Origin of the sequence: Neobacillus niacini (assembly GCF_019749295.1) — a bacterium.
Classification (GTDB): domain Bacteria; phylum Bacillota; class Bacilli; order Bacillales; family Cytobacillaceae; genus Neobacillus; species Neobacillus niacini_D.
Genome location: NZ_JACWFG010000025.1, coordinates 27,661 through 40,012, shown reverse-complemented (window position 1 = coordinate 40,012; position 12,352 = coordinate 27,661). Strand labels below are relative to the sequence as shown.

The following is a 12,352-nucleotide window of genomic DNA, read 5'->3' as shown; positions in this document are numbered from 1 at the left end:
ATAAGAATAAGGGAACCCAGGAAACTGCCCTTGCTCGTTTAAAATCCCTGTTTTTAATAGTTCTATGGACGTGCTGGACGGTCGCCTTCGGCTACATTCTTATAAACATCGTCATAAGAGTGGAATCCATCCTTGATCACCGTATCCACAAGGTTTTCTTTACCTACCTTAATAGGATCCAATTTAATAAATGGCACATCGACCTTGCCATTGTTAACACTTGAATCACTCTCAGGAGTTTCCCCTTTTGCCAATTGAACAGCTACTTCTGCACTCTTTTCAGCAATGGTCTTGATTGGTTTGTAGACTGTCATGGTTTGAGTACCTTCAGCAATTCGCTGTACAGCAGCTAAGTCAGCATCTTGTCCAGAAATGACAACTTTACCTGCAAGTCCCTGTGCATCCAATGCTTGAATGGCACCGCCAGCAGTGCTGTCATTTGATGCTACGACAGCATCAATATCATTTTTATTTGCAGTTAAAGTATTTTCCATAATTTTAAGTGCTTCGTTTGCATCCCAGTTTTTAGCCCACTGGTCACCCGCGACTTCGATATCTCCACTATCCACAAGCGGCTGGATAATGTTCATTTGGCCTTCTCTGAACATCTTTGCATTGTTATCCGTTGGAGAACCGCCCATTAAAAAGTACTTTCCAGAAGGAACCTGCTCCACTAAATATTCCGCTTGCATTTCACCAACACGAACATTGTCAAACGATACATAGGCATCAATATCGGTGCCATTGATCAGACGGTCATAGGCTAAAACAGGAATTCCTTCTGCCTTTGCTTGATCGACAACCGTAGATAAAGCATCCGAGTTAATCGCAATAATTACTAGTGCATCAATATCCTGAGAAAGCATATTTTGGACTTGAGATAATTGCTTTGCTTCATCGCCATTTGCAGATTGTACGACCACTTCTGCACCTAATTCTTCTGCTTTTGCAACAAAGAAATCACGGTCATGCTGCCAGCGTTCTAATGTTAAATCCGAAACGGAAAGCCCAATCTTAAGCATATCATCCTTGCCTTTGTCCTTACTGTCAGAGCCGCTGCTCGTGCTGCCGCTACTTGCGTCTTGACCGCATGCAGCAAGCATCAGCACTAGAAGTAAACCAACCAAAACCGAAATAAAACGTTTGCCTTTTTCCATAAAGATTTGAAGCCCCCTTAATGTTTTTAATTTCTTAGAAAGTGCAGCCAATTCCCATTGACTGCGTTTTCATTTTTTTGACAACTAGCACATTAGAGCTAATTCACATACTAAAATTACCATGATATAAATGCCCTGGAAGCACTTTCATCTTCACTTTGTTGCTAATACCTAGACATTCTTGTAAAAAACACAGAAATGTTTGGCGATTTTGATTAAAACAAGTACCACTATGTCTCATCCACTTTTAAAAAGTACCGTGCTCCGATAACAAAAAATTGCCCAGAGCATGTGCCCTGAGCAATTTTGGAGTTGCCTCTTCAATTATTGATGGTACTTATTTCGATATTCACGCGGGTTCATTCCGACTTCCTTTTTAAAAAATCTGCTGAAATAATTGGGATCTTTATAGCCAATATTCAAAGCGATTTCTTTTAATGGCATGGTGCCATCGAGCAGGAGCTCTTTTGCTTTTTGCATTCTAGTATTCTTCAAATAATCGATAAAAGTCACTTGAAACCGCTCTCTAAATAGCCTGCTTAAATAATAGGAGCTAATCCCAATTTGCTCGGCTACCTCTTCAAGGGTGATCGGCCTATGATAATTTTTATCAATAAATTCTCTCGCTTTTAAAAGCAGCGATCTCATCCCGTTATTTCGCCACTCCCCTAAACGCTCGATAATAAATACAAGCTGAGCCTTGGCTGTTTCTTTGATTTGCATGGGTGTTTCGATTTGTCCTAAACTCACCTTTATATCCTCATCAAAACCAAGTTCTTTGACTGATCGAGTTAACACGAGAAAGAAATCCTCCATCGCCTTGATCATAATTCGTACCTGAGAATCCGCTGCCTGTTGGATGGAATGAAAATAAGATTCAAACATGTGCAATCCTTTTTGCATATCACCCTGCCTAACAGCATCCACTAACTCCTTCTCAAGCTCAAACGGGATTAACTCTTTGCGCTTTTGTGTCAACCGGTCACTATAGGCCATGTAGGCTGCAGTTGGGTGGTTATGTACAAGTTCCAGCGCATAAATCGCTTCCTTATAAGATTGGGAAAAGGAATGGACATCACATACAACCATCCCAACTCCGGCATACACGCGGCATGACTCGAGATGATTTTGAACATGATGAATGATCGAACGTGCAAAATCTTGTCTTATTTCATGATCTGTTTTTCCTTGCTCAGTGACTAACACCAACACCGGAACCTGAAATCCTGTTAATGGTCCCAATAAACAATGGAGACTTTGATCGTGCAGCGCTCTTTTCAGATTTCGATACCAACGGCTTTTTTCCTCACGGCTCGTTTGCAGGCTGTCTGATTCAAATGAAAAGACAGCTACAAACCCTTGCTTTTCTTCAAGGTCTAGCCATTCATCCCAGTCAGCCTGATTAAATTCGTGAACATGATCCATGATTAGCGAAACAATAAATTCCATTTCGATAAAGGAACTGACTCGTTCAAGGCGGTGATTGATTTGCTTTTTTTCGATCACAGTCTGTTTTTCAGCTTCGATTTCAGCTGCCATCCGGTCAAATGCTTCTAACACCTCGGAAACCCTGCTTGGTTTTAACAAATATTCCTTAATCCCAAATTTCATCGCTTCACGGGCGTAATCAAACGTATCAAAAGCCGACACCATAATATATCTGGTGTGCGCAAGTTCAGGAGATATCCTTTTAATCGCTTCGAGGCCGTCAATTTCCGGCATCTTGATATCCATAAAAATTAAGTCCGGCTTATATGTCAAAGCAAGTTCAACTGCCTGCATTCCATTTTGAGCCTCGGCAATGACCTCAAAATTGGCTCGATTTTTACTAAGCATCAGTTTGAGACCTTCTCTTTCAAGGTGTTCATCGTCCACAAGCATGACATTTAACATATAGTTCCCCCTTTACCCGTTAGCCATTTCTTATTTGAATACTCACGATTGTCCCTTTCCCAAGGCTTGAGGAAATGTTAATTTTACTATCTTTATGGAATAATCTAAGCCGATTCATCACATTTCTCATGCCGATTCCGGTTGAATGACCTGACTCTTTTTTCGGTAGTGATTCCTTTTCAGCATTGCTTATATTCAACAATCGGTCAATCGTTGCCTGATCCATCCCTGCGCCATTATCCTTTACATCAATACAAACGTGTTCATCGTCTTCGTATATATGCAATTCAATTTTGGCACCACCAGCCATATTTTCAATTCCATGCATAAAGGCATTCTCAATGAGCGGCTGAAGCGTTAAGCAAGGGATCGGCGTTGACAAACAGGCTGAGTCCACATTTTGCAGAAACTCCACGCGGTCACCAAATCGTGTTTTTTGGATAAAAAAGTACTCCTTTACAATGTCCACTTCATCCTTTATGGTCGTCTGGCGATCAAGATTGCCAATGTTATAGCGAAGCAGGGCAGATACCGACGATATTAAGTCGCTTGTACGTTCTGCACCTTCAATATACGACAGTTTTGAAATCGTATTCAAGGTATTAAAAAGGAAATGTGGATTAATCTGATTTTGTAAGCTTTTCAATTCCATCTCTTTCAGTAATTGGGCGAGTTTTGCCTTTTCCTCCATCTCATTTACCGATTCGAGAATATTCATTTTCATTTCATTAAACGTCTTCGTTAAAAACCACAGCTCGTCCTTCCTTGAAACCATAACATCCTTCCCAGAATAACGTCCGGCTGATATTTCTCTTGCCGCCCAGGTAAGCCTTTCAATCGTTCGTGTAATTCCATTAGAAAACCAAAGGGCAAAAAGTATACTGAGTATAATAATAGCGAGAATGATCGTTGTCCCCAACTTCTGCCTATCCTTAATCTTTTTATCAATCAGTTGGGATAGCGTTTGGTAATCTGAAAGTTCCTTATTAATGAGGTCAAGTGAACCTTCATGAATATAGCTGGCTGTTTTTTCTGCCTCATTCAAATGCTTCGAATAACGCTGGAAATCATTCTTTTCTATACCTTCCATGGTTTGATCTAAATGTTCAAGAAAACTTGATATCGTATTTAAAAAATTTACGCTGGGAATTCCTCCTAATTCTTTTTCCTTAAACTCTTTTTGCAGTTGAATCAGCTGTTGTTTATCTTTTTCATACATGGATAGGTTTTCAGGCCAAGGTTCATAAACATAAATTTTAAGCGATTGAAACGTTTGATTTGTCTCTTTTGTAATCTCATTTAAAAGTAAGGAAGGTTCAACATTGTCATTATAAAGCTGTAGCACTTTTTGGCTGCTTTGTTCACGAACAAGAAACAACACGACAATTACTAAAAGGATCGCAGCAAAATAAATGAGCAATTTTGTGCGGATTTTAATCATTACAACCCACCCCTTTGGCTTTTCCAGTAGGGCAAATCTGTTTTGCGAATAATCGATGAGTCTGTATGATAGAATTCTTTGACCGGTTTTCCCGTTACAATGTCCAGCATAATCTCAGTGCTCAGGTACCCCATTTTAAACGGAAGTTGTGCAACAATTGCATCGATAGCCCCTTTTTCGAGCAACTGAATATTTTCTTCAATTGCATCAAAAGTAATAACATACATATCATCCTGCCTTTTTAATGATTCTGCTGCAGCAACGATGCCCATCCCATTATAGGAACTTGTTCCATAAAAAGCTGTAATGTTAGGATACTCGGTGAGCATTTTGTATGCCTTTTGCTCTGTGTCAACCCTTGTTACGTTTGATTCTTCAATCGCTACGATCTTGATTCCTTCAAACTGACCTACAATATCTTTAAATCCTTTCACCCGCTGCTGGTGATCGACATTATCAAAACTAGCCGTGATAATTCCAACAGTAGCCTTTCCTCCCGTATCTTTCACTAAAGCCTCTCCTGCTAATTGTCCAGCTAAATAATTATCTGTCCCAATATATGCGTTGCGCAAACTTTCCTTTGCATCCATATCAATCGTGATTACCGGAATCCCAGCACTCACAGCCTTATTAATCATTGGCGTAAATTGGTCGTTAAGAGCCTGAACAATAATCCCATCTACTTTTGCTGCAATTGCTTTATCTAACAGCTTAAGCTGTTCATCCGGATTCGAACGCTTTGGTCCTTCATATTCAACAAAAACGTTATACTTCGTCTTAGTTTTCTTGGCACCTTCGCCGACTAAACGCCAATAATCATGATTCATCTCCTCACCAATCAAGGTAAAATGGTACGCCGGCAGCGAAGTCTCAGAAGAAATCACTTCATCCATTTTCCGATCAGTCTCCTGCTCTTGTTTATAAAAATAAACCGAGAAACCTAATACCGTTATTAACGACAATATTAATATATGATAAATAAACAATCTTCGATTCATGCTGCCCTCCTAAAAAAGGAACCGAGTATACTGGGTAAAAGTATCATAATATTAAATACTTTAACATAATAATAAAATTATAAGTTGTCAAAAAAGTGAAACTCCTCTTCTTTACACCGTTGTGCACGGCGAGTTCGTGTTATTGCAGATACCAAATACCTTATTCACCAATTAAAAATAGTGCCTGTCACACCTCAAATAATGTCGATGAATGCTGACAGTATTCGGGTGGTGACAGGCACTATTTTAACCTCTGTTATCTTTTTACTAACTCCAGCTTCACTGGCCATTCTTCAAGCTGATAAGCCATATCCCAAAACATATATTCAAGCTGACAGCTGAGTAAGAAATGTTGTTTCATTTTTTCCTTTTCTCGCTCTGGTGCATCCTTTGCCCATTCATCTAAAAGCGCACAAAGCTTAGTTGTAATGGAATCAGTAATGTTTCCATAAAAACTAATCCATTCATAAAATGGATGTGAAGGCTCTGGATTAACCTCCTCTAATAATTTTTTCCCGATTTCCCAATACGTCCACGGGCATGGTAAAAGAACTGCTAAAATTTCTCCCAATGTTCCTTCGTGCGCAACGGTAAGCATATGCCTTGTATAATGCGAAGCAGAGGGAGATAAGGCGAACCCTTGTAACTCCTCGTACGGAACACCAGCCACCTGACAAAAGTTATTATGTGGATGGACTTCACTGTTTAAAATAAATGAAATTTGCTGATTAAACATATCCATATCCTCACGGTTCTCGCACTTCGAAACCGCGATTCCATAGATTCGAATAAACGCATTCAAGTATTCAAAGTCCTGTTTCACATAATGAATTAACTGCTCCTTTTTTAAATCTCCATTAGCAATTCCTTGTACAAAAGGATGTTCAAAAATGGCATTAAAGATGGGATTTGCTTCTTTTCTAAGACTTGCAGAAAAACTCATATTATTAGCCCCCTTATTGGTTATAACGGGAAGACACTAGTTGGGGCAACAAAATGGCAATGAAAAAACCGCCCCAAAAATGGAGCGGTAGAATAATTGAACTATCCATACACAGACTCCACTTTCCTACGCTAGTATGAACTAGATCAGGTTCAAAGGGTCCAGGATCATTCCTGTCTCAGCCATCAATGGCTCCCCTAGTGGTCTTCCTATTAATATACCATTCACTTTACATAGTCCTTCTGATAAAGTCAATCAAAGTCTATCAGAAAAATCTAATTACTTTTTTTCGAGTTATCATGCTTTACTACAATCTGTTGTGACTGGGTAACACTATTACCAGCATGATCCCAAGCTTGATAGGTTACCGTATAAACTCTGTCACCGCTCCCACTTCTTTCTGCTCTTAGTAGAAAATCAGTATCAAAGTTTCCAAATTCTGCACCCTGAATATCTTGGACGGTATTCCCATCACCATTTCCATTATCCGCTTGATTACTTGTAATGGATACCAATTCAATTCTATCTAGCCCTGAAAGAGTATCTGCTCCTTCAACCAATGCTTTAATAGGGGTAAAACTATGGTTCTTTCCAATTAAGATACTAGTGTTAAACGATACCTTCAAGGTTGGAGCAGTTTTATCAATTTTTACGGTAACAGACTGAGCAGCTTCAACATTGCCATTTTTGTCAGTACTACGGTATTGGACAACATTTTCACCTTCAGCACTTACCACAAATGGAGCCTGATAGGTCTGCCAGTTACCGTCATTCACTTTATACTCTGTTTGTGCTGAACCAGATTGATTATCGCTGGCATTCAGAGTAATATTCACATCCTCGTTATACCAGCCATTATGGTTTTGACCCGAAAGGACAGCCTTTGTTTGTGGCGCCTTGTTGTCATATTCACGTACACGGTATAAATAGAAATCATCCAATGTTCCCCATGCACCTGCATTTGCCTTAATCCTTGCTCCAATTGTAATTGATCCATCTTTAACAAGAATTTCATTGATTTTCGGATTGCTCCAATTCACCCAGCCGTTTACGGAAGTATTCTGCGTTAATTGCTGGTCACCCGATTTTGCAAACAGGTACATCTCTGGGTTTGATGCGTCCCCGCCTTGCAGGAACATAGACAGATTATAATAACCAGGCTCTAAACCTGTTATGGTTTGCTCTACAGTGAAATTCACACCTTCACCGGAGTAAAAATGAAGAGCGTAGTTTCCTGATTTCGCATCAGAAGCCTTTTGTTGGAATGAAGTATGCGGCTTAGCGCCATTTCCGTAAGTTACCTTCCACATCGACACATCACTGTTTTCAAAGCTAGGGTTAACGACAAAATTTTGAGGATTAATAGTAAGAGTAGCCTTTACAACTGCTCCACCTTCCACAACCCCTTTAATTACGTATGTTCCAACACCGCTGCTGATTGCTTGTTCCAGCGCTGCACCATCCCAAGTAACAGGAGTCACTCCCTTGGTTCCATTGTTATACGTAACAGTGACACTTTCAGGTAAAGAAATCTCTTCTCCTACAATCGCACTCACTGTAATATCTTTAATTTCGTCAATTTTTAACGGAGCAATCGCTCCAGTATCAACATAGTTAAACACGTTTAATGATGATAATGGTTTACCAGTAAAGTCAAACAAAGCTTGGTTGTCTACTGCACTGCCGCCGTACCACGCACCTGCATCATGCGGATCATATTCTGCAGCATAGCTGCTTGCCCAGCCAGAACCGTACTCTTCCCAAATCGCTTTATTCTGCTCGAGTTGATTTGCAGGACCTACTGGCAGCCAAGCTGGCTCCCAATAAAATACACCAATTCCCGCTTCACCCACATTGGCAACCGCTTGAATGACATCTCTTACAGCTGTCGCCTGGCCCTGAACGGTAATTGGGTAATTTAATGTCTGGCCAGAATCTTTTGGTGCTGTATTTCCGTGACCATCACCGTCTTCAGCTGTATAGGCATAAGAAGTTTCAGCAACCATTACCTTTTTTCCATATTTCGTGGCAACATTCTTTAATACATTCGTTAAATTAGATAGTGTTCCATGCCAGAATGGATAATAAGAGCTTGCAAATACATCATAGTCCACGTTGTTATCTGCAAGAGTTTTAGCGTAAGAATCATATCTTCCTGCTGATTCAGGGTTCGTAAAATGCAGCGCTACTAAGATATTGCGATCGACGGATCTGACTGCTTTAGAGCCTTCGTTGAATAAAGCACTCATTCTTGTCCAATCTTTTTCTCCTGCAACGCCTCCATTGGTTTCATTCCCCACTTGAACCATGCCGATATCAATTCCTGCATCCTTCATGTCTTGAAGACTGTCTTTTGTATAGTTATATAAAGCTAGTTTCTTATCTTCAAAGCTTAGGGTTTCCCAAGCCTTTGGAGCTTGCTGTTTCGCTGGGTCTGCCCAGAAATCAGAATAATGGAAGTCTACTAACAGCTTCATTCCATTTGCTGTCGCTCTTTTTCCAATTTCAATAGCGGTTTCTAAATCATTATTCCCGCCGCCATAACCATTTCCTGCTGCGTCAAAAGGATCGTTCCAGACACGAACACGGACATAATTGACGCCGGAATCAGCTAACGTTTTAAAAATATCCTGTGGCTCGCCTGCTTTATTTTTAAAAGTAACACCGCTGTTTTCTAGTGAAATAATACTTGATACATCGACACCTTTAATAAAGTCTTCACTGATGCCATCTACTCTTTCTACAAAAATATCAGCTTCTACCGGATCAGGTACACTTGCATTCAGATACCTTAGGCTAAAGCTGTCTAAGTAACCCCAAGCATCCGGTGCACCTGAAACAATCGCACCTACCTCAAAATTTACAGCGTCTTCACTTACTTCAAAACTCAAAGTAATCGTCCCCCAAGCATTGTAGCCAGTGGTTGCAACAGCATCGACTGTCTTTTCTCCTGCAAATAACTTTACAGCCCCAGCCTGACCCATGGATTTCACAGTTAGTTCATAGCTTCCAGCTGGAAGGGCTGGAAGCGTTTGTTTTACCCTAAATGACTGGTTTTCTTTTGCTGTATCTTTAATCCAATACTTAAAAGCATGGTCTCCTTCAGCAGGAGTCATCCAAGTATCCGAAGCATAAGCAAACTGCGTTAATTCTACGTTATCCCAGATGACTGAATCCACTGCCCAAGAACCATCATTCCAAAAGTCAGATTCAAAGCCGCCATTCACTAGGGATGGAGCACTTGCGGCAAATCCAGGTTTGATATTGACGAATAAGGAACTAAATACCATTAAAAACGCTATAAACATTGCTAAAAACCTACTACTTTTCCCCATGCTCTCCTCACCCTTTACCATAATTTATATTCTAGTAAGCGATTTCATTTCAAACTAGCAAACTACTAAATTTAGTTAGTCATAATGACCGAATACTATTTGATATAAGCTGTTCGGTAACTAAAAGCGTTTTATAATTACCGAAAACCTTTTAGAATAGCTATTTCGGTCACTATAGCAGCTTTATAGTTACCCAAAACCTTTTAGAGTAGTCATTTCGGTCACTATAGCCCCTTCATAGTGACCGAAAACCCTTGGTATTATCGGTTTCGGTCACTATAAAGGTCTTAAACTGATACCAACTGTCCGCCTGAGGTGGACAGTGTCCACGAGCGGTGACAGGCACCCTATTTCTTCTTCTCAAGAATCCTTACTTCATATTGTTCTAAGGTAAGTACTCCGGATACTTCTCTGCCGGTAACTAGGTCTTCTACTGGTGTTTCGATTGTTATTGGCTGTTTTTGTTCGGTGAAGTTCATGACGAATACGTAGTCGCTTTCGGTTGCTTGTCGGACTTGTACGGATACGCCTTTGTCGTGTTTTACTTTGAAAACTGGTTCTAGTGACAGGTCATTGATTAATCCCTGGTAGAAGTCACGCTGGAATTGATCTTCTAAGCGGCCGCCGATATAGTAGGCTTTTCCACCTTGATACTCATTACGCGTTACAGCCGGTGTTCCACTGTAGAAATCATCTTCATAAGTAGCTTCAACGGTCGCACCATTCACTTCGATGATTGTCGCATAGTCCTTTAACTCGTACGATTGATTACGATACATCACAGAATTTCGGTCAGAAGGATAGTACGTGTCTGTTTCTACTGGATTGATACCAAACACTTCTTGCAGGTCTTTGTGCCATCCACCCGTGTACGTTAAATCATGTTCATTGACGATACCGCTGATATAAGTAGTGACTAATGTACCGCCTCCGGCAACAAACTCCTTCAAGCGCGCAATCGTCTCTTCACTTACTAAGTACAGCATAGGAATCATCAATAATTTATAAGAACTAAAATCCTGTTCTTTTGTAATGACATCAACAGGAATATCCTGTTCCCAGAAGGCACGGTAATGCTGTACCAATGTTTGCGGATAACGCTTAGTTTTTAAGCCATACCCTTGTGCATCATTCAGAGCCCAATTGCTTTCCCAATCATAGAGAATCGCAACATCAGCCGGACGATTCGTCCCAACAACATCACTCAACTTTTCAAGCGTTTTGCCAACCTCTGCAACGTCTTGGAATACACGGTTTTCTGAACTATTGTCATGGTCGACAACCGCGCCATGGAATTTTTCAGATGAGCCGCGGGATTTCCGCCATTGGAAGTAAAGCACACTATCTGAGCCATGCGCTACCATTTGCATGGACGCAAGCTTGTGCATACCAGGGCGTTTTGCTTTATTCACTGGATGCCAGTTCACCATGCTCGGAGTAGATTCCATTAATAAAAATGGCTGCTGTTTTAAGCATCTATACAAGTCATCAATAAAGCCCACTCTCATCGCTAAGTCTGCTGTGCTTTCCCAGTCATTATGCCAAGCAGGATATGCGTCCCAGCTAATCACATCAAGATGTTTTGCAAATTTGCTGTAGTCCAGCGCTTGGAACGGAATTAACTCATGTGTGTCTGCCATGAAATTGGTTGTAATCGGAATCTCTGGTGTCAACTCTCGGATTGGAACGATTTCATTTTCATAGAAATCGATCGTTTGGTCAGTAACAAAACGGCGCCAATCTAGATTTAAGCCGTGAACCATACTTTCTCCAATTGAAGAAGGAGATTCAATCTGAGACCAATCTGTAAATGTATGGCTCCAGAATGGACCCCACCAAGCATCATTCAAGGATTTCAAATCATTATTATATTTCTTTTTAAGCCAGCCTCTAAAAGCATCCTGGCAATAACCGCAATGACATTCTCCGCCATACTCATTGGAAATATGCCACATCAGCAGGGCTGGATGATTACCATAACGCTCTGCCAATAGACGATTAATCTTCTGCGTTTTTTCACGGTAAACGGGAGATGTGAAGCAGTGATTATGACGGCCGCCGTGCAGCATCTTCGCTCTAGCCCCATTTGTACGCAGTACTTCAGGGTATTTTTGTGACATCCAAGCAGGCCGCGCTCCACTTGGTGTCGCTAATATAACACGGCCTCCAATGCTGTGTATATTGTTAAAAATTTCATCCAGCCATTCGAAATGGTAGACTCCTTCTTCCGGCTCAAGTGCCGCCCATGCAAAGATTCCAACGGAAAATGTGTTGGTATGGCTCAGCTGCATTAATTTTATATCATCAGCCAAAATGTCGGGACGGTCCAACCATTGATCAGGATTGTAGTCCCCGCCATGAAGCATAAAGTTGGCTTTTGTCAGGTAAGTTTTTTCATGATTAGACATAGTAATCTCCTTCTAACAACTAAAGATTCCTTCTTAGGGCAAATCTTCTTGTTCCCTTTAGAGTTTTGTTTTTACGGTTTATTGCTTCGGACAAATCTTCTTCCTCTGTCCTGAGATTTGTCTTTCATCAGGGCTCTTAAGGACAAATCTTCTTCCTCTGCCCTGAGATTTGTCCTT

The 12,352-nt window shown here is 40.7% G+C and carries 7 protein-coding genes and 1 riboswitch; all 7 genes read right to left on the bottom strand.

What is annotated here, in order from left to right:
• Positions 1-62 precede the first annotated feature (62 nt).
• The 7 genes from xylF to H0184_RS24750 all read right to left on the bottom strand — a co-directional run bounded on the left by xylF (position 63) and on the right by H0184_RS24750 (position 12,175).
• The gene (gene xylF, locus H0184_RS24780; RefSeq protein ID WP_221829614.1) at positions 63-1,157 is read right to left on the bottom strand and encodes a D-xylose ABC transporter substrate-binding protein; all 1,095 of its coding nucleotides are present in this window, start codon (positions 1,155-1,157) and stop codon (positions 63-65) included.
• Positions 1,158-1,481: 324 nt separating this feature from the next.
• Positions 1,482-3,050 carry a response regulator gene (locus H0184_RS24775; RefSeq protein WP_221829612.1) on the bottom strand — a complete coding sequence of 523 codons (1,569 nt, stop codon included), beginning with the start codon at positions 3,048-3,050 and terminating at the stop codon, positions 1,482-1,484.
• 19 nt (positions 3,051-3,069) lie between these two features.
• Complete coding sequence (locus tag H0184_RS24770; protein WP_221829610.1) at positions 3,070-4,491, bottom strand: sensor histidine kinase; 1,422 nt, start codon at positions 4,489-4,491, stop codon at positions 3,070-3,072.
• Positions 4,491-5,489: a sugar-binding protein gene (locus H0184_RS24765; RefSeq protein WP_221829608.1), complete on the bottom strand. Its 999-nt coding sequence runs from the start codon at positions 5,487-5,489 to the stop codon at positions 4,491-4,493. The genes H0184_RS24770 and H0184_RS24765 overlap by 1 nt, the downstream gene beginning before the upstream one ends.
• A 256-nt stretch (positions 5,490-5,745) precedes the next feature.
• The gene (gene tenA, locus H0184_RS24760) at positions 5,746-6,432 is read right to left on the bottom strand and encodes a thiaminase II (protein WP_221829599.1); all 687 of its coding nucleotides are present in this window, start codon (positions 6,430-6,432) and stop codon (positions 5,746-5,748) included.
• A gap of 106 nt (positions 6,433-6,538) precedes the next feature.
• Positions 6,539-6,641: riboswitch (TPP riboswitch) on the bottom strand.
• Positions 6,642-6,707: 66 nt separating this feature from the next.
• Entirely contained in the window at positions 6,708-9,767 is a 3,060-nt protein-coding gene (locus H0184_RS24755) for a glycosyl hydrolase 53 family protein (protein WP_221829597.1), read from the bottom strand.
• A gap of 347 nt (positions 9,768-10,114) precedes the next feature.
• On the bottom strand, positions 10,115-12,175 hold the full coding sequence (locus H0184_RS24750) for a beta-galactosidase (RefSeq protein WP_260631780.1): 2,061 nt from the start codon (positions 12,173-12,175) through the stop codon (positions 10,115-10,117).
• Positions 12,176-12,352: the final 177 nt, after the last annotated feature.